At 65.2% G+C, this 17,320-nt stretch carries 12 protein-coding genes and 1 tRNA gene; 3 read left to right on the top strand and 10 right to left on the bottom strand.

The genetic code is table 11. From position 1 onward, the window contains the following. Complete coding sequence (locus K7W03_RS02115) at positions 1 to 525, bottom strand: DUF2271 domain-containing protein (RefSeq protein ID WP_222885417.1); 525 nt, start codon at positions 523 to 525, stop codon at positions 1 to 3. A gap of 18 nt (positions 526 to 543) precedes the next feature. Further along, on the bottom strand, positions 544 to 1,191 hold the full coding sequence (locus tag K7W03_RS02120; protein ID WP_222885418.1) for a PepSY-associated TM helix domain-containing protein: 648 nt from the start codon (positions 1,189 to 1,191) through the stop codon (positions 544 to 546). A gap of 260 nt (positions 1,192 to 1,451) precedes the next feature. Between K7W03_RS02120 and K7W03_RS02125 the strand changes: the two genes are divergently transcribed. Beyond that, positions 1,452 to 2,438 (top strand): VacJ family lipoprotein, encoded by a 987-nt coding sequence (locus K7W03_RS02125; RefSeq protein ID WP_222885419.1) that lies wholly within the window; start codon positions 1,452 to 1,454, stop codon positions 2,436 to 2,438. 54 nt (positions 2,439 to 2,492) lie between these two features. On the opposite strand, the gene K7W03_RS02130 is transcribed toward K7W03_RS02125, so the two are convergent. Both K7W03_RS02130 and K7W03_RS02135 read right to left on the bottom strand, forming a co-directional pair. Continuing rightward, on the bottom strand, positions 2,493 to 7,160 hold the full coding sequence (locus tag K7W03_RS02130) for an NAD-glutamate dehydrogenase (RefSeq protein WP_222885420.1): 4,668 nt from the start codon (positions 7,158 to 7,160) through the stop codon (positions 2,493 to 2,495). 342 nt (positions 7,161 to 7,502) lie between these two features. Then, positions 7,503 to 8,774, bottom strand: coding sequence for a hypothetical protein (locus K7W03_RS02135; RefSeq protein ID WP_025549597.1), 1,272 nt, complete (start codon positions 8,772 to 8,774; stop codon positions 7,503 to 7,505). Between the two features lie 183 nt (positions 8,775 to 8,957). Here K7W03_RS02135 and K7W03_RS02140 point away from each other — a divergent pair. After that, positions 8,958 to 9,033 (top strand) — tRNA-Thr (locus K7W03_RS02140). Between the two features lie 90 nt (positions 9,034 to 9,123). Here K7W03_RS02140 and K7W03_RS02145 read toward each other — a convergent pair. Continuing rightward, entirely contained in the window at positions 9,124 to 9,315 is a 192-nt protein-coding gene (locus tag K7W03_RS02145) for a DUF6961 family protein (protein WP_222885421.1), read from the bottom strand. Between the two features lie 688 nt (positions 9,316 to 10,003). Between K7W03_RS02145 and K7W03_RS02150 the strand changes: the two genes are divergently transcribed. Next, positions 10,004 to 10,303, top strand: a complete 300-nt coding sequence (locus K7W03_RS02150; protein ID WP_153017837.1) for a DUF6894 family protein — start codon at positions 10,004 to 10,006, stop codon at positions 10,301 to 10,303. On the opposite strand, the gene K7W03_RS02155 is transcribed toward K7W03_RS02150, so the two are convergent. The 5 genes from K7W03_RS02155 to K7W03_RS02175 all read right to left on the bottom strand — a co-directional run bounded on the left by K7W03_RS02155 (position 10,300) and on the right by K7W03_RS02175 (position 17,073). Then, positions 10,300 to 10,782 carry a hypothetical protein gene (locus tag K7W03_RS02155; protein ID WP_222885422.1) on the bottom strand — a complete coding sequence of 161 codons (483 nt, stop codon included), beginning with the start codon at positions 10,780 to 10,782 and terminating at the stop codon, positions 10,300 to 10,302. The genes K7W03_RS02150 and K7W03_RS02155 overlap by 4 nt on opposite strands. A 45-nt stretch (positions 10,783 to 10,827) precedes the next feature. After that, positions 10,828 to 15,249 carry a thermonuclease family protein gene (locus K7W03_RS02160; RefSeq protein WP_222885423.1) on the bottom strand — a complete coding sequence of 1,474 codons (4,422 nt, stop codon included), beginning with the start codon at positions 15,247 to 15,249 and terminating at the stop codon, positions 10,828 to 10,830. A 65-nt stretch (positions 15,250 to 15,314) separates the two neighbouring features. Next, positions 15,315 to 16,463, bottom strand: coding sequence for a hypothetical protein (locus K7W03_RS02165; RefSeq protein WP_222885424.1), 1,149 nt, complete (start codon positions 16,461 to 16,463; stop codon positions 15,315 to 15,317). Between the two features lie 29 nt (positions 16,464 to 16,492). Further along, positions 16,493 to 16,927, bottom strand: a complete 435-nt coding sequence (locus tag K7W03_RS02170; protein WP_222885425.1) for a hypothetical protein — start codon at positions 16,925 to 16,927, stop codon at positions 16,493 to 16,495. Beyond that, on the bottom strand, positions 16,924 to 17,073 hold the full coding sequence (locus tag K7W03_RS02175) for a hypothetical protein (protein ID WP_157009762.1): 150 nt from the start codon (positions 17,071 to 17,073) through the stop codon (positions 16,924 to 16,926). Before K7W03_RS02175 ends, K7W03_RS02170 begins: the two co-directional genes overlap by 4 nt. Positions 17,074 to 17,320: the final 247 nt, after the last annotated feature.

A 17,320-nucleotide genomic window follows, 5' to 3' on the forward strand; every position in this document is an offset into this window, starting at 1 on the left:
TCAGCGCGACAGCACGGCGCTGACCGCGCCCAGTTCGAACTGGCCGCCGGCGCTGCCTCTGGCCCCGGCCGCCGTTACGTTGAGCGGCACGCGAACCACCTCGCGCCCGCCGGATTCACGCGCAGCCTCCACCACCAGCATATATTTGCCGGGGGTCAGGACCGGCATGCCGCCCTTGCCGGCGGTGAAGCTCAGCTTATGGGTGCCGGGCGCGCGGGTGGCGCCGGAAATGCCGTCGGCGGGCAGGGCGAGCGAACGGCCGGAGGCGCGCCACCACATGCGAATGTCGCGCAGCCATTTGACGCCGCCATTGTTGCGCTTGTCGACATCGTAGAGAACCGAGAGGGTGCGGGCGGGCGCGCCCTCCTTCTCCAGCCAAATCGCGACATAGGGCCGGTGATATTCCGCCACCGACAGGCGCGGCAGGGCAAGCGTGACGTCCAGGGTCTGGGCCGTGGCGGGCATGGCGACGGCGCTGGCGCCCATGGCCGCGCCGGTCAGGACGATCTTGTGGCTGATCTGCATGAGGTGAAGAACTCCCCCTTAATGGATGAAGATGATGGCCAGGACGGCCGGAATGGCGAGGCCCGCGGCGACCAGCGGCCAGGTGGTCGGGCGCTTCTTGGCATGGAGCCAGAGCAGGAGCAGGCCGGTGAGGGCGAAGAGGAAGCAGGCGACGGCGAAGATGTCGATGAACCACTTCCATATATTGCCGGCGTTGCGGCCCTTGTGCAGGTCGTTGAGATAGCTGATCCAGCCCCGGCTCGTCGCCTCGCTGGTGACTTCGCCGCTATGCCGGTCGATCGATACCCAGCCGTCGCCGCCGGGGCGGGGCAGGGCAAGATAGACCTCGTCCGCCGACCATTCCGCTTCGCCCGCGCCGCTTTGGCCGATTTCCTGCTTCACCCATCGGGCGATCGGGGTGGGGAGGGGCCTCTTGGCGTCGGGCGCCTCGTCCGCCGCGACCTGCTTCAGCAAGGCGGGGGGCAGGGTGGCCGACCTGGTCACCGTCTGCGGCGAACCCTCGACATCGGCGGCGTGGTTCAGCGTGATGCCGGTGAAGGCGAACAGCAGCAGGCCGATCAGGCTGATCGCGGAACTCACCCAATGCCAGGTATGAAGCTGCTTCAGCCAGAAGGCCTTCGGGCTCTTCTTCCTGTTGTTCGGCTGGGTGCGGGCGGGGGCGTGCATCGGAAGCGGGACGAGTCCTGTGGGAGATGAGGCAGGCTGCATAACGCGAACGACTCGCAATTGCAAACTATGGGCGTGGCAAAATTTGTATCAAAATATGCGAGGCAAAGCCGGATCGTTTCCATGGAGCGGCGGCCGGCGCAGGATGGCGGCGTCATGCTATTGACGGGTGACCCCATCGCAATTAGCCGCCTTAATGAAACGGGCGTGACATGAAAATGTCATCCGCTCCAAAGGGCCTGCCTGCAAGGAATGACGATATGCTGACGCCGGCCATAGCCGCTGGAATGCTGATGATGGGCGCGCAAGCGGGAACGGAGGGGGCGGCGGCGTCCGACCCTGCCGCCCTTGCCGCGCCAGCGCCCGATGCGCCTGCCGCTCCGCAGGCCGCCGCCGAAGGGACGCCGCAGGTGCTGGTCGTGCCGCCGCCGCCGGTAATGCCGAACCTGCCGGGCACGGACGCGCCTGCGGCTGCCGCGCCGCAGCCGGGCGAGATCGTCGTGACGGGCCATAGCCGCCCGCCGCCGGGCGATCCGCTGGAGCGGCTGAACGAGAAGAGTTTCCAGACGGTGCAGGCGGTCGACAAGGCCGTGTTGGAACCGGTCGCCAAGGCCTATAACAAGGGTCTGCCAAAGCCCGCGCGCAAGGGGCTGCGCAACTTCTTCTCCAACTTGCAGGAGCCGGTGGTCTTCCTGGCCTATATGCTCCAGTTCAAGCCGGGCAAGGCGATGGAGACGGTCGGACGCTTCACCATCAACACCACCCTGGGCGTGGCCGGCCTGTTCGACGTGGCGAAGCGCAAGCCTTTCTTCCTGCCATATCGGCCCAACGGCCTTGCCAATGTGCTGGGCTATTATGGCGTGGGGCCGGGCCCCTATATGTATCTGCCGATCGTCGGGCCGACGACGCTGCGCGACATTGTGGGGGATACGGTGGACAAGCTGGTCGTGCCCTTCGCCGTCGGCAAGCCGTTCAACGAGCCGAAATATGTGATTCCCGCGACGATCCTGAACCAGCTGGGCGAACGCGCCGCCTTCGACGAGACGATCCAGCAGATCCGCAGCGAGGAAAATCCCTATGCCTATTATCGCGAGCTGTATCTGAAACAGCGCAAGGCGGAGATCGAGGCGCTGCACGGACGCACGGTGGAGGAACCGGTGACGCCGGTCTATGGGCCGGGGCTGGGGAAGGCGCCGCCGCCGGAAACGGTCCCTGCGCCGGAGCCGATTCCCACCCCCACCCCATAATCGTCATTCCCGCCTGCGCGGGAATGACGGGGGTTGGAGAGAGCGGAAAGCCTCCTACCGCCCCAACAATCCCCGCGCCTGACCCGCGATCTCCGCCAGCATGGCGACATTGGGCGTCGCCGCCGTCTTGGCGCGCTGGACGAGGGCGCGGAACTGCTGGATGCGGGCGCCCCTTTCCTTCAGCCATGCCTCGACATGATGGGCGATGTCCTTGCCCGTCCCCTGCGCCAGGAAGTCGAGCCGCACCTGCTGCATGTCGCGCGCCACGCCGGAGATCAGCAGCCGCTCCCACGGATCGGACGGCGCCATGCGCGCGGCGGTGGACTGCACCCAGTCGATGCCGACCGCTTCGCCCAGATGGGTGAAGGCGCGGGTCAGGGCGACTTCATCCACCGACAGGCGCCCGGCCAGCGCGGCGATGCCCACCGCGCCGTCCAGCTTGAACAGGCCGGCGGTCCGGCGGGTCAGCGCTTCCGGCGCGCCGAGCGACAGCAGCCGGTCGGTCGCGGCCGTGACCCGGCGCAGCGCCTCGCTGGTGAGCAGGTCGTCCACCTGCTTCGCCAGCATGCCCACGCCCTTGGCCAGCGCGCCATGGCCCGCCTGCGGCAGCGTGCCGGACGGCAGGCTGCGCAATATGTCCGCGATCTGCGCCCGCATGCCGTTGGCGATGTCCCCGAACAGGGCGAGCCGGGCGGCTTCGGACATCTCCGCCGCGTCGATGTCATCCCATAGCCGGCGGATGTCGTAGAGCCTTTCCGCGATCAGGAAGGCGCTGGCGAGGTCGGCCAGCGAGCAGCCCTCCTCCTCCGCCAGTTCGAACGGATGGATCAGGCCGAGCCGGTTGACGATGCGGTTCGCGACCTTGGTGGCGATGATCTCCCTCTTCAGCGCATGGGCGGCGATGGCGTCGGCCTCCTTCTTCCGCATCGCGGGCGGGAAGGCCTGGGCGAGTTCGTCGTCCATGCTGGGGTCGGTGGCCAGGTCGCCATGCTCGATGGCGTCCTGCAAGGCGAGCTTGGCGGTCGACAGCAGCACCGCGAGTTCAGGCCGGGTGAGGCCAAGCCCCTCCTGACCGCGCCGCAGCAACTGGTCGTTGGCGGCAAGCCCTTCCACCTGCCGGTCGAGCCGGCCTGTCTCCTCGAAGGTTTCGATCAGCCGCACATAGCTCGCCAGTTCCGCCGCGCCGCCCGCCTCCGCGATGGAAAGGCCGAGCGCCTGGAGGCGATTGTCCTCCAGCACGATGTCGGCCACCGCGTCCGTCATGCCGACCAGCAGCCTGTTGCGGTCGTCGAAGGAGAGGCGGCCTTCCGCCATTTCCTTGTTGAGCGCGATCTTGATGTTGACCTCATTGTCCGAACAGTCGACGCCGGCCGAATTGTCGATGAAGTCGGTGTTGATCCGCCCGCCGCGCAGGGAGAAGGCGATGCGGCCCGCCTGGGTGACGCCCAGATTGGCGCCTTCGCCCACCACCTTCACGCGAAGCTGCTCGGCATTGACGCGCAGGCGGTCGTTGGCGGGGTCGCCCACATCGCCATGGCTCTGTGCGGCGGCCTTCACATAGGTGCCGATGCCGCCGAACCAGAGCAGGTCGTTGGGGCTTTTCAGGATCGCGGAGATCAGCGCGGTCGGCTCCATTTCGGCGTCGGTGACGCCCAATATCGCCTGCACCTCCGGGGTGAGGCGGATGCTCTTGAGGCTGCGCGGGAAGACGCCGCCGCCCCTGGAGATCAGCGTCTTGTCATAATCGTCCCAGCTTGAGCGCGGCAACTGGAACAGGCGGTTGCGTTCTTCCCAGCTTTTCGCCGGATCGGGATCGGGGTCGAGGAAGATGTGGCGGTGATCGAAGGCGGCGACCAGCTTGATCGCCTTCGACAGCAGCATGCCGTTGCCGAACACATCGCCCGACATATCGCCGCAGCCGACGACGCGCACCGGCTCGCTTTGCACGTCGACGCCCATTTCCGCGAAATGCCGCTTCACGCTGATCCACGCGCCCCTGGCGGTAATGCCCATCGCCTTGTGGTCATAGCCGTGGGAGCCGCCGCTGGCGAAGGCGTCGCCCAGCCAGAAGTCGCGTTCCAGTGCAAGGGCGTTGGCGACGTCGGAGAAGGTGGCCGTGCCCTTGTCGGCGGCGACGACGAAATAGGGATCGTCGCCGTCGTGGATGACGACCTGCGCCGGGTGCTTCACCTTGCCCTTGACGATATTGTCGGTGACCGAAAGCAGGGCGCGGATGAAGATGCGGTAGCTTTCCGTGCCTTCCGCGAACCAGGCGTCGCGGTCGACCTGCGGGTTGGGAAGCTGCTTGGGATAGAAGCCGCCCTTGGCGCCTGTCGGCACGATGACGGCATTCTTCACTCGCTGCGCCTTCATCAGGCCCAATATTTCGGTGCGGAAATCGTCCCGGCGGTCGGACCAGCGCAGCCCGCCGCGCGCCACGGGCCCCGCGCGCATATGGATGCCCTCGACGCGGGGTGAATAGACCCAGATTTCCCGCCATGGCAGCGGCGCGGGCAGGCCGGGGACCTGCGCGCTGTCGAGCTTGAACGCCAGCGCCTCCTGCGCGGCCGGGCTGTAGAAATTGGTGCGCAGCGTCGCGGTGATCACGGCGCGCAGCAGGCGCAGCACGCGATCCTCGTCTATGGCCGTGACCTTCTCCAGCCCCGCCTCGATCGCCTGTTGCGCGGCGGCGGCGCGCGCCGGACCATCCTTGGCCTCCGGATCGTGCAGCGCCTCGAACAGCTCGATGAGCTGGCGGGCGATGCCCTGCTCACGCCGCAGCGTTTCGGCAAAGGTCGCCATGCCATAGGCCATGCCGGTCTGGCGCAGATAGCGGAACAGCGCGCGCAGCAGCACGACCGATCGCTGGTCCAGCCCGGCGGTGACGATCAACTCGTTGAACCGGTCATTTTCCGCCACGCCTTCGGTGACCTGCGCGATCGCCTCCGTCACGATGTTGGCGCGGGCAATCACGGTTTCGGCATCGCCTCCCGCCGGCAGTTCCAGGACGAAGCGCTGGACATGGCCCAGCGCGCCCGCCTGTCCCCTGGCTTCGACCGCCGTCAGCATCTCGTCGATCACGCGGAAGCCGAAATTCTCGAAGGCGGGGACCACTTCGGACAGGGCGATGGCGTCATGGCTGTAGAGCTTCAGCCGCAGCCGTTCGGGCGCATCCTCTTCGTTGCGATAGATGCGGATCGACTTGTCGCCGGGGGCGGACAGGCTGTGCAGCAGGCGGATGTCGATCGCCGCCTCGGCCGGGCCGGCGCCGTTGCGATAGCCCATGGGAAAGCCGGGGGCGTAGCGCTGCGCCAGCGTCGCGGCCCGGCCGGCCTCCTCGCCTTCGGCCAGCGCCTCCTCGACAGCGGGCAGCCAGCCGCGCACCATTTGCTTCAACTGCCGGTCGAGCGGCTGTTCATCGGGCACTACGCCGCCATCGCGCAGGTCGAGCGTGATGCGCAGCAGCGCCAGGCCGCTTTCCTCCAGAGCGATCGACCAGCTCAGCACCGGGCCGTTGCAGGCCTGGCTCAGCATGTCCTGCACCGCGACGCGCCGCGCCGTGGTCAGCTCCTCGCGCGGCAGCCAGGCGAAGGCATAGAGATGGCGGGCCAGCGCACTGGTGCCCAGCACCAGTTTCGGCCGCGGCCGGTCGGTCAGCGACATGAAGGTCAGCACCAGCCGCTCCAGCGTCTCGCGGTCGAAGCCGATGAGGATGTCGTGGGGCAGGGCGGTCAGCGCATGGGTCAGCACCTTGCCCGCATGGCCGTGCGGATCGAAATCGAACTTGTCCATCAGCGCCGACAGCGCAGACCGCAGCAGCGGCACCCTGTCCGGCGTGGTCGCCAGCCCGGCGCTGGTCCACATGCCGGCGTGGATGGACAGCGCCGTCACCTGCTTGCCGTCCCGGACCGGCACGATGATCAGGTCCAGCAGGACGGGGCGGTGGACGCGGGAGAGGCGGTTGGACTTGATGATCAGCGGCGTGCGCTTGCCTTCCTCGAACCAGTTGAAGGCCGCCTCCAGCGTCGCGGGGGCCAGCAGGGGCTGGTCGCGCAGGCCGCAGATGCCGATGCCGGCGTCCGCCTTTCCGTCGCGGTGGCGAACCTCATGGCCGATCTGGGTGAAGTGGCGGGCCAGGAACCAGCGCAGCAGCGCCGCCCCTTCCTCGTCGGGCACGGCATCGGCATCGGCCGCCATCGCCTCCCGCATCTTCGGCCAGTCGGACACGGCGGCGCGGACGTCCGCCAGCGTTTCCTCCAGCGCCTTTTCCAGCGCGCGGCGGGCCTTCGCGTCGGCGCGATCCGCCTCGATATAGATCATCGATTCCCGGCGCGCCCCGGCGGCTTCATTGTCGAGTATCGCCTTCAAATGGCCGTCGCCGTCGCGCTCGACCGACAGGACGGGATGAAGCAGGCGATGGATGATGATGTCGGCCGCGGCCAGCGCATTGGCGATGGAATCGACCAGAAAGGGCATGTCGTCATTGACGATGGCGATCCGCATGTAGCGCCCCGTCGCGCCTTCGCCCAGCGTTTCCATGGCGATGGCGACATGGCCGGGCCGGCGGGTCGCGGCGGTGCCGGCGATGAAGGCCGCCGCCGCCAGCATCGCCTTCTGGTCGAATCCTTCGCTTTCGCCGGGCAGGGCGCCCCGAGCCAGCGCCGCCTCCAGCGCTTCGCTTATGCTGTGGTCAACTTGCCTCGATTCAGCCAATGCCGTCATGCGCCTGCCTCTTGCCCGCGGGTTCAGCCCCGCTTCTGTGAACGGAGAAGGCGCCGGAGAACCGCCACGCGACTTCTCAAACCGATGCCGTCCACTATGCGCCACTGCGTCTTGAGGCTCAACCCAGAATGGGAAATAAAGTTACGTAAAATTGAAATAATATGATGCAGCGCAGCATGGGACGAACGCCCTGGAGAGTAAGCCACGAAATCGGCCCATGATCCCGTTCTGTCAATCCGGCGCGGCCATTTCTGCCGATGGGAGGGGCCTGGGCCGCGATTAAGGATGCGCCCCGGTTCAATGCCCCCTGCTCCCGCGCGGGCGCAGGCCGGGCGACAACGCCTAATTCGCAGCGGCGACGATCGCCCTCTGGCCGATTTCCGACCCTTCCGGCAGCGCGCCGACAATGGCGAGCGATCCGTCCTTCTCCCGCCGGGCGATGACCACCGCCAGCCCGTCGCCATCGGTGGCGACCGTGAAGGGATCGAGCGCGGCGGCCGCCTTCATCGCGGCGCGGGCGGTCTGCTGGCGATCGGGCTTGGCCGGGCCGTCGGTGCGGCGCTGGGCGCGTTCGTCGCGGACCAGCGCTTTCAGCCCGCCGTCATAATTGGCGAGATAGTCGCCGAAGCTGCCCAGGGCGATGCCGTTGGCGCGGGCATGATCCAGCGCGGTGGCATATTCGGTGATGCGCGTCTTGTCGTAGCTGGAGCCGAAGACCAGCTTCACCACGGCGGTCATCGGCGCTCGGGCCTGGACCTTGAGGCCGCTATTCTCCAGCAGTTCGGCATATTCCTCCGGCCGGGCGAGCGTAACCAGCGCGAAGTCGTAGCTGAGCCCGATGGCGCGATAGAGCGCCGCATGGCTGCGCGCTTCGCTGGTGCGCGCCTGCTCCGCGCTGTCGCGGGCGAGGGCCAGCCAATCGGCCAGCGGAGCGTCCTCGTCAGGGCTTTCCATGCCGCCAAGGTCGAGCGTGTCGAAATCCTCGACCGCCGGACCGTCCGCCCAGATCGGCGCGACCGGCGGCGCGGCGGGGCTGGAGAGCAGGGCGGCTTCCACCTCCCGGTCGATCTCCGCCGTGACGGCCTGGCTCGCCGCTTCCTTCCAGTTGATGACGCCGAAGACGAAGTCGATCGTCTCGTCATCGGAGGAGAAGGGCATCAAAATGCCGCGATAGAGGATTTCCGCGTCGCGCTGGTTGACGAAGCCCGCCTCGAACCCGATCGGCGCGGCATTGGCGATGATCTGGAGATAATGGTCGGTCAGCCGCGACAGTAGCGAGCGGGCGGGGACGTCGTTGATATACTGGATGGGCCCGTCGATCTCACACTCTTCGCGCAGCGCGGTGCCAAGATAGACGATGGCGGGATTCTCCAGCCCGGTGCTGAAGTCGAGCAGGACGCTGAAGGGGCCGAAATCTTCCAGATCCTGGGGCGCCAGATCCTCAATGGACGGCAGGCTGCGGTCGCCCAGCAGGGATGCCCAATAATTATAGGCACGCACCTGCATCCGGCGCTCATCGGCGCCGACAAGCGGCGGCGTCTCGATCGCTGCATCGTCGGCCGGGCCGAAATCGTCCTCGTCATCGGCGATTTCATGCCCCCGCAGAGTGTCCATCCCATCGGTCCTTGGTTCAGGTAAAAGCTTTTCCTTGAGAATCGACAGTGCCATTGGATGGTAAAGATGGCGTAAAGGCGGGGTGAAATGATGGTCCGAAGCGGTTTGACGCTGGATGGGCATGGCAAATCGTATTTGCCCGCTTGTCCTTCCCGCCAAGCGCTGTTATCTGCCCGCCCCAACGCCGCTTTAGCTCAGTCGGTAGAGCATCGCATTCGTAATGCGAGGGTCACGTGTTCGAGTCACGTAAGCGGCACCAGTTTTCAAGCACTTAGCAGCATTCCACGCCAGTCCGCTCAGGTGAACGGCCGTGGATAAGCACGCGATAAGCGCGGGGAGAAAACTCGCGCTACTGGGTCGAATCCTGTCCCATCAGTTGCTCTAGCCGCCGCGCAACCTCCTTCCACAGCGCCACGCCTTCCGCCTTCCCCTCTCTGGCAAGCTGGCCGATCTTTTCCGCCACCACGACCGGCGCACGGTCGCCATGCTGGCGCAGGACCATCGACGCCACGCCCCATAGCTCCTGATCGCGAGTCATCATCTGGGCAGGATAGAGGAAGGTCGCTAGGCACGATAGGTCCGCGCCACGGTGGCGCGAACCGGGCCGCAATTGAAACCTTGAAAGTTTTTCATGGCGCAGCTTGGCTTTGCTCGCCAAATCGGGCGAGCGGCTTGTTACGTCACGGCCTAGGATATCTCGACGGCGCGGCACCGCACCGCGACCGATCTCCGCAGTTCCGAAACAGCCCCCTTGTCCATCGCCAGCGACGCCACCTGCCGAGCTTGTGGAGGAACCAGTTGTGACGGACTTCTTGCCAAGCTCCGGATAGCCGAGCGGCAGGCGTGGAACCTGATCAAACTTCGGGAATGGGCAGCAGAGCAGGCGGCGGTGAAGGTGGAGCCGGAACCGGTCTCAGGGCTTGGCTCAGAGCTTAACCCTTGATATGCCGCCGCTTCTGTCCAAAGGGGGCGGAGGGCGGCTCCGTGGTGCGTGGCGTAGCATGGGGCCGCCCAACGGTTGCTCCGCCCCATAGGTTTGCGTGGCTGAAAGCCGGGGCGAGGCATCGCCAATACGCATGATGAATGGTAGAGTTCCGGAATGCGCTCTGGTTAGCGCGTCAATATCGTCTCAGCAAACAGCCTCTTGATTGCTTGCCAATGGGATCAGCATAGATGCCGATTAGCTGATGTTTATGGAGCAGGTATATCTACGCTAACATAAGTGGACTTTGGTCAGCCTTTGCGAAACACAAGGCGTCGTCTCGTTTTCAGTGATGATGCCGAGATTCCGCTTCCAGATCGACGATGGCATTGAGAACGATGAGGCTTGGCTGGATCTCCCAGACCTTGACGCTGCGCGGCTGGAGGCGGCCCGCTTCATGGGTGACATGGTGCGGGATAGCGCTGTGTCTCTCTGGCAGGCGGGCGTTTTGCAACTCACGGCCATGGATGAGAACGGCCTCTACCTTTTCGAGATAACGGTCATGTCCATGGACGCCCCCGCGTTGAACAGAACACGCCCGAGTTAGCGCCGGGATATGGCAGGTTGCTCCTCCAGCATGGCGTCGATCATGGCTTGCCAGTCTTCAATGACCTTGTCGTTGAACCCGAGGCCGCCCTCGCTATGCGCATATATCATGGCTTCGCTCGGATCACGCACCGCGAGAAACGCCGCGCGCGCTAAGCTGACATACCGCGTCCATGCAGGATGCGGCGGCTTGAATCCGAAACCCACATGGACATCGTCTTCGTCCGTCATCGTGTAATCTGGGTCGACCCCAAAATCGTGGCAAATGGCACGGGCGGCGCGTTCGAGCGGTGTCATAGGGGCATGGTTGCGCAGCAGACTTAGCCAGTCAATAGATGCCCCGTCCGCGCATGCGTCGCGAGGTGCGCGCGGCAGGGCACAGTCCGCTGCCGCGTCACAATCGCATTGACCGATCGGAAGTGCGAGTTCCCTATTTACCGCGCAGTCAGACCAGTGCCCTGTCTTTTCCAATCCTGTCATATCCTGCTCCTCCCCAGGGGTGTGTATTGAACGCACACCCTTTAATCATTGGATCGTGAATCCAGGCGGCGGCGGAGGGATCGAGAAGCCCGGAGGGGGTGGCGGAATAGATCCCGCGCCGACGCCCATATTCTCCTTCGCCAGCTTCCGGGCCGCCTTGACGATCTTGTTCACCGCCTCCTGCTGATCGTCACCCGGCATAGCCGCCCAATCGGGCGAACCGATCAGCCCGGCAATGTCATTGTAGCTGGTCGCGCCAGCCATCTCCCGGAAGCGACCATATTCTTCCGGCGTCATGTCCTTGCGGACGAAGGACGGCACGGTGACATCGGCATTCAGCAGGGCGTTGTTGACCGGATCGCCTTGGCGCGTCGAAAGCCAGACGGGCGACACAATGTCAGGCCCAACCCCGCCTTCGCTGGCGACAGGGCGGCCCCACACGTCCCGCTGCACCGGAAGGGATTGCGACAGGCCCGGCACGCGGCGGCGCACTGCATCAAGGATAGTATCCGCTTCCCGGAGCGTCGGATCAGCCGTCCGCGCCAACTGTGCGACACCGGCAGGAACGGCAAGCGATCCCGCCGTGCGCTTCAGCCAGCTATTAGCGTAGCGGCCGGGATCGTTCACCGCGTCCACCAGATCGCCCAGGCCGGAAAGCCAAGTTTTGCTGGAAAGGTTCTGCATAACGGAGGCCGTCACCAGCAGGGCCACGTCCTCGCGCTGCTTCTCGGTCATGTGATCCTGCAACTCGACCATCCCGGCCGCTACGCCGAGGGTGGAGGCGAAGGGATCGAGGCGCTGATAGCTCAGATATTCATCCCCGATCTTGATCGAATATGGTTGCCAGCCATCGGCCAGCATCAGGGCGCGGGCCTTCTCATCGGCTGGGCCGTTGCCGGTCACAAGCCCCTGCGAAGCCAGTTCCATCACCAGCGCGCCGACGCCCGATCCCACCATGGCGCGGGCCACAGCAAGATCGCGCTTCGCTCCGCCTGCCCGGAAGTCTCGCCGCCATTCCGACAGCAGCGGCGCAGCGGGCGAGCGCTCCAGCGAGAATTTCAGGAGATTGGTCGGCGTCCGCACGAACGGCAGAACCATCTTCATGACCGGGCTGGAATTGCTCAACATCGTGGCGGCCCTGCCCACCTTGCCCAGCGGGCGTTGGAAGGTCAGATAGCGGCCATAGTCGAAAGCCTGATCCAGCATTTCATCGGTAGGATTCGCGACCAGTTCAGCAGCCCGGCGCTTGCCCTCTTCGCCGCGCAGCCCTTCCGCAGCAGCCTTCCGGACAGCAAGCCCGTTCAACTCCATGCGCCGCGCCATCGCCTTGTACAGTTCGTCCGCCGAGGACAGAAGCCGCGTGGGCGTCCGGATGATCTTGCCTTTCACGCCGCTGATGGCGTCCTGATGCACGGTATCCACCTTGCCCGCGAAGTCCGACGCCTCGCCAGTTCGCAGGGTGCGCGCCGCCTGTCGCAATCCATCCTTCACGCCCTGGATCAGCCCGACCGATCGCGCCCCCAATTCGGAGAACAGCACGCGGTCAGCAACCTTGCCCCGCGCCGCCAGATTGCGGACGCCGCCGAAGGACGCTGCAATGGCATGCTCCGGTATCTGGGCGAGCGCCGTCATGGTATTGGACACGGCATTGACCACATGGGTTTGCGGCCCCGACAGAAGCGAGTTGATCCACAGTTCCTTGAACTTGTCGCCCCATCCCGGCTTGAGCGCATCGCGGGCTGCGCGGTTCACTGACCCCGGATCGATCTTGTCGCCTTCAAGGATCAGGTCGGCGGCTTCCTTCAGGCGATCCTTGCCCCCGCCGCCTTCCGACAGGGCATTGAGTACATTGCCGCGCACATTGCGGCCATCGGCAACCATGCGGAACTGCGCGAGGGTCCGCCCAGCTTCCGCCGTCGCCCCGGCAATCTGTTCCTGAATGGCGACGTGACGGACGAGCGCTTGCCGGAAGGCGGACAGCGCCTCTTCGCCCGGATCGTCCATGCGCTGGATACGCCGCGCCATGTTCACCAGTTCATTGCCCGACTTGGCGAGGATTTGACGGGCGGCCAGCGCTTCTTCTGCGTTGAACGCCTGCCCCTTGCGCCGGGACAATAGCTGATCGGGCGTCATGCCCAACTCATCGGCAAGGCTCTGCGTCTCTGCCTGGGTGATGCGACCGCGCCGGGCTGCGTCGAATCCACCCGTCATGCGGTCGACCTGGCTCAATGCGCGCTGGATCGATTGCGGGCTGTCCAGTTTCGACAGGCGGATATTGCCCGCGAAGTCCGGAGCCTGATCGCCCCATTCCTCATAGGCCGACAGCGGCGGCTGGTTCGCCTCCAGATCGTCCATGCTGACGGGCTGGCCGCGATCCTCCGCAAGAGGCGCCCCCCGATCCCGCGCCCGCTCGACTGCAAACCGCTGATCGCGGGCAGCGTTGAAGGCGTCGACCTCCGCCAGATCGTCAGGACGGAAAGACCGATTGACACCCCGGTTCGTGTTGTCGACGGCATCCAGAAATTCCCCGATGGTCGGGCGCTCCGCATGGTCGGGGAAATAGCCCGAACGCCATGCAAGGTCCGCCGCCTGATCGAGCGGCATGCCGTTCTCATTGTCCACCAGCCTGCCGAAGCGCTGTTCCCCGCGTGCAAAGTCCAGATCGCGCCCGGCGTTGTCCGTGATCCCCAGCGCCCGCAGTTCGCCGCCCTGATCGATCACACCGCCCTGACTGCGCAGGAAGGTGACAAGATCGGCTGGGCCGCGCTTCGACATCATCCGCTCCGGATCGTCGCCACGCGGCAACATGCGGCTTTCCAGCGCCGACGATTCATTAGGCGCCTTGATGGTCGGATATAGCCCGGCACCGATTGATGCGGCCTCTTCCTGGCTGGCAACCATATTCGACGGCAGCGGCAACAGATCAGCCGGGTTCACCCTATCTGCCATGGCGCGGCGCTGCATCTCGGATGCGGGGTCGAGCAACGGACGCGGACCCGCGTTCACGTCGATGCGATCCACCAGACGCGGGGAAGAGATGGACGGCGAGGGCATCGCCCCCTCATTCTCCATGGCGATCTGGAAACCGGGCGGAGGTGGCGGAATGTCTGCGTCAATGCCTTGGCTCGACATAGAGGAAGGCGGCACATCGAATGGTTCAGGCGATTGCATCCGCGAAGATGGAAGCGGCGGACGCCCGCCCATCCGACCCGCGAGCGAACCCGTCCCGAAGCCACCCACCAGCCCACCGGCCAGTTGCGCGCCCATCTGGGCGTAGGGATTGCCGGGCGCATAGTCGTCCGCGATCTGGCCAGCGAGGTTCGCGCCGATATTCCCGCCAGCTTCGCCAGCGATCAGCACGCCGGGGCGGGCGGCGGCCTCCATCGTTGCATTGCGCAGGGCTTGACGGACTGCTCCGGTTTCAAGGACTGACGGGAGAGCGGACGCGGCCATTCTGGTTCCTGCCGCCAGCGAACCACCCACCGGCAGCACCGCCTGACCCGTGCCCCGGAAGAAGGCCTGCGAATATCGCTCCGCATCTGAGCGCGGCGCGAATCCTTCATCGTACTGACCGACGCCCAGCTTGTGCAATTGGCCCTTGATCCAGTCCGAACCCATGATGGGCTGATCCGACATAGGCAATCCGGTCAGGCGAAGCCCCGTGTTCATCGCATCGACCGGGAAGCCGAAGACTTCGGCCAAGCCCTCGTTGAGAGAGCCTAGATTGCGCTCCACGATATTATGACGATCCGGAAGGACGGGAGCGCCCGTCACATCGGCCTGCTGGAAATAGGTGGCCGCCTTCGCGTGCGGGTTGCGCCGCATGAACGACAGAATATTCGCCGCGTTCGTGATTGCCTGCCCTTGGCCCTTCGCCCACCCCTCCAACTGCGCCGGGGTCGTCTTGGGGTTCAGCAGCATGGCGGTATATTGGGCCGCCTGCTGGGGCGTCATCGCGATCTTGCCGCGCTTCGGAGCGCCGTCCCCCTGCTTCCGGTACTCGGAGGGGTTCTGATAGGTTCCGGCATACGCCCCGCGCTCCGCCGCGATGGCTTCCCGTTGCGCGCCGATATAGTCAGCCTGTCGCGTCGGATCGCTCGCCAGATATTGCGGCGTCGGCAGTGCATTGCCGGAAAGGATCATGCCCCGCCCAGCATCAGCGCCGCCAGCAGACAGCGAAACCACCGGACGCCCGTAGGTGCTGGAGCCTGTCGGCGTCACGGTCGCGTCAGGGCGAAGATAGGGGATCAGTGCGGCGCGGGATTGCTGGCCGAGCGGGACAATCTGCCCGCCCTGCATGCCCTGCTGATCCAGCTCAAAAGCATCCGCGCCGAACAGCCGGCCATTCTGCCCCGTGTTCAGTCGGAACGTGTCACCGTCATGGGCTTCGCCAGTCGGCTCCAAGCTGAAACCGGGAGGTGGAGGCGGGATCGACGGCGCTACGTCCTTGCGCTTCCCTGCAAACATGCCGGGGCGCGGCGGAGGCGGAGCCAACTGAAAACCCGGAGGCGGCGGGGGAATGTCACCAGCCATCAGCGGACGGGCCTCCACGATTTGGACGCGGGATCATATTGGACCTTGTTCCCCTTGGCGTCGGTTGCGATGGGGTTGCCGCCGCCCGACGAGGACGGGCCAGTCCTCCCGCTGCGACCGCCCCGGCCATAGAGGCCAATCACCTGTTGCTCACCCGGCGTTAGGGTTTGCCCCGCCGCCATCTTGGCTAGGATCGGAGCGTAGACATTCCCGGTTGAACGCGGCGGCCCGCCATGTCCACCGCCGCCCGCAGCGGCAGGCCGAGGATGCAGATTGGAATAGGTCGGCATTCCCCGCAGCGCGGCACGGTTCTGCTGCCTAACGCCCTCCAACGAAACCCGGTTGCCCTGGCGGAGCGTTTCCATTTCCCGCCGCCCCGCCTGCGCGGTCGGTCCGTTGCCCCGCAATTGAAAGTCTTGCACCGCTTCGTTGTATTCGTCGGTCCCCGGCTCGAGGCCCAGCGTGGACGCATATTCCTCAAAGTCGGCTGGGCCGTCATAGATGACCCTCGCCATATCGGTGGCGGGATCATATTCCACCTGATCACGGCCCGACGCGAAATAGCGGGGCCGGTTTGCCTTCCAGTCACGATCTTCAACCGCCCATTGGCGATCCTGACGGCGCAGCGCGTCCTGCCGATCCCATTCCGCCTGTTGCTGGCGCTGATGAATTTTCATCGGCCAATATGCAGGCCGCCCGCCACCTGCTGCGGCAAGCGCATCGCCAATGGTGCCGATCACGTCCCATCCCGCACCGCCCTTGCCAAAGAACCCCGGCTTTTTGGGCGCAAGGCCGGGTAGCGGCGCCATGGGCACAAATTCCGGTCCCGGTTGGGCCTCAGGCATAATGGGTTTTTGCAGCGGCATATCGAGCGGCATCAACGAGATGGGGGAACCCTGAATGTTCGGGATGCCACCAGCAGGCGGGCCAAAGCCACCCACGGCAGGAGCGGGCAATGCGGGAAAGCCGCTGGCGGGGGATGAACCAGCAGGCGAATCCGCCCCGGCCTGCGCACCAAAACGCGGGACGCCAAAGAAGCCGAGGCCTTGGGGCATGCTATCGGATGCCGGGGTATTGCCACCCATAGGCAACTCATCGCCAATCCCCGGCGTCGAATAACGGGGAGGCAAGCCGAACAGGCCGGGCACGCGACCAACACCGTTGAATGCCATCGCCATTATGCGATCTCCTTAGCTTTTTGGAAAATGTGAGGGGCCACCGCTTGCGCGAGCAGGTTCAGCCCATTCGCAGCAACTTCATTTCCGTCCGATGCCAACCGGTCCAACAGTGCGGTCGCTTCGGCCAGCAGGTCATTTCCGTACACAGCCCCCAATTGGTCATAGCCCCAATATTCAGCCAGATAGGACAATGCGGATGCGAGAGTCAGAACGTCCTGATCCTCGCCGTGGCTGGCCGCGAGCCGCGCCCAGAACATCATTTCGATTGCGCAGCCATGAGCGATTGCAAAGGAACCCCGCCCAACGGCTTCCTTCATACCTTGCCAAGCGAGGAAGCATCCTTGACGCTGGGCGCTCAGGTCGCCTGATGCCGCGTCCCGGATTAGGGGCGACAAATCCCCCATGGCGGCGTTCGGATCGAAGCTGGCAATCATGCCGCATCCCTCACTTCCTTGCGCACCGCATGGCGCAGCAGTTCCGATAGCGTGACGCCTTCCCTCTTCGCCTTTGCAGAGGCGGCGGCGAGCAGCGCCGGGTTGATCCGAAAGGCGGTAAGCGATGTGTGTACCTGTTCCCGCATAACTGGCTCCTTTGACGGGTATCAGAATACCACTCATGTTATACAGGAGCAAAGAAAATCGCGGTTTTCTGCCTTGCCCACCGCTGCGACAAGGCAGGCACGGGCGCAGCGCAAATGTCATCCTTGCGCCAGATCGGGACAGCGCCGAGGCCGGACTTGTCAGCTTGCGGGAGTCATGGGAAATTGGGCGCTGGACGACAGGGGGCTAGAACATGAATTGGACAATCGGGGGTCTTCTATCGAGCGT

It is taken from the genome of Sphingobium sp. PNB (genome assembly GCF_019873065.1).
Lineage (GTDB): Bacteria > Pseudomonadota > Alphaproteobacteria > Sphingomonadales > Sphingomonadaceae > Sphingobium > Sphingobium fuliginis.

What these genes read in the sequence shown, in the direction of transcription:
- K7W03_RS02160 (WP_222885423.1), bottom strand. Translation starts at nt 15,249, where the DNA reads ATGTTTGCAGGGAAGCGCAAGGACGTAGCGCCGTCGATCCCGCCTCCA.
- K7W03_RS02120 (WP_222885418.1), bottom strand. Translation starts at nt 1,191, where the DNA reads ATGCACGCCCCCGCCCGCACCCAGCCGAACAACAGGAAGAAGAGCCCG.
- K7W03_RS02125 (WP_222885419.1), top strand. Translation starts at nt 1,452, where the DNA reads ATGCTGACGCCGGCCATAGCCGCTGGAATGCTGATGATGGGCGCGCAA.
- K7W03_RS02155 (WP_222885422.1), bottom strand. Translation starts at nt 10,782, where the DNA reads ATGACAGGATTGGAAAAGACAGGGCACTGGTCTGACTGCGCGGTAAAT.
- K7W03_RS02130 (WP_222885420.1), bottom strand. Translation starts at nt 7,160, where the DNA reads ATGACGGCATTGGCTGAATCGAGGCAAGTTGACCACAGCATAAGCGAA.
- K7W03_RS02135 (WP_025549597.1), bottom strand. Translation starts at nt 8,774, where the DNA reads ATGGACACTCTGCGGGGGCATGAAATCGCCGATGACGAGGACGATTTC.
- K7W03_RS02175 (WP_157009762.1), bottom strand. Translation starts at nt 17,073, where the DNA reads ATGCGGGAACAGGTACACACATCGCTTACCGCCTTTCGGATCAACCCG.
- K7W03_RS02170 (WP_222885425.1), bottom strand. Translation starts at nt 16,927, where the DNA reads ATGATTGCCAGCTTCGATCCGAACGCCGCCATGGGGGATTTGTCGCCC.
- K7W03_RS02145 (WP_222885421.1), bottom strand. Translation starts at nt 9,315, where the DNA reads ATGATGACTCGCGATCAGGAGCTATGGGGCGTGGCGTCGATGGTCCTG.
- K7W03_RS02115 (WP_222885417.1), bottom strand. Translation starts at nt 525, where the DNA reads ATGCAGATCAGCCACAAGATCGTCCTGACCGGCGCGGCCATGGGCGCC.